This window comes from Ornithinibacillus proteolyticus, from assembly GCF_039581225.1.
GTDB lineage: Bacteria > Bacillota > Bacilli > Bacillales > Amphibacillaceae > Ornithinibacillus > Ornithinibacillus massiliensis.
In genome coordinates this window covers 1-447 of record NZ_JBCPXV010000130.1, presented here as the reverse complement: position 1 = coordinate 447, position 447 = coordinate 1, and the positions used below count along the sequence as shown (strand labels likewise).

Genomic DNA, 447 nt, shown 5'->3' with positions numbered 1-447 from the left:
GAGGCTGGGACAAAACCCCAGTAAATTAATATAAGCATGGTCCTTACCAACGTTTTAACGGTAAGGACCATGCTTATTATTTTTTGCACGCAATTTTCTGATATTAAAGTAAACAAAAAGGACACCATCTGATAAAATTAAAGTACGACCAATAACTTTTTTCGGAGGTGTCCTTATGTCGTATTATAACATGAAACAAGTTGTATTACCTATGGATTTGGAAGTTAGATTAAAAGAAAATGACATTGCCTTTGCCATTAATGATTTAGTAGAAAGTATTCCAGAAAGTGCTCTTGAACCACTTAGAAAAGATACAGGTCGTCCGCCATATGCTTCGCGGATGATGTTGAAAATTATCCTTTGTGGTTATACGCAGTCTGCCTTTTCGGGCAGGAAGATTGAAGCCTTATTAGAAGATAGTGTACGAATGATGTGGTTATCTCAGGA

1 protein-coding gene is annotated in these 447 nt (G+C 36.5%); it reads left to right on the top strand.

Annotation, left to right across the window (positions count from 1 at the left end; all coding sequences use genetic code 11):
- Positions 1–175: 175 nt before the first annotated feature.
- Positions 176–447 (top strand): transposase (locus AAIB49_RS19940; RefSeq protein WP_343459072.1); only part of this gene is annotated, 272 nt, incomplete at its 3' end.